Here is a 203-nt window from a genome sequence, read left to right on the forward strand (position 1 = left end):
TTGAGGCTACACAGATCCGATCATTACCCTTACCACCATCCAACATATTAGCACCATAATAATCAATAAGTATATCATCTCCATCATCACCATAGAGCACATCATTTCCCAATTCTCCGTATATAACATCGTTTCCAGAGCCACCATAGAATAAATCATTGCCATCACCGCCATAGAATAAATCATTGCCATCACCACCGATT

General features: G+C 39.4%; 1 protein-coding gene. It reads right to left on the reverse strand.

The features are described 5' to 3' along the window. The coding region (locus tag HMPREF0693_RS18325) for a calcium-binding protein (RefSeq protein WP_036932537.1) at positions 1-203 on the reverse strand (203 nt) is incomplete at both ends.

This window comes from Proteus mirabilis ATCC 29906, assembly GCF_000160755.1.
GTDB lineage: Bacteria > Pseudomonadota > Gammaproteobacteria > Enterobacterales > Enterobacteriaceae > Proteus > Proteus mirabilis.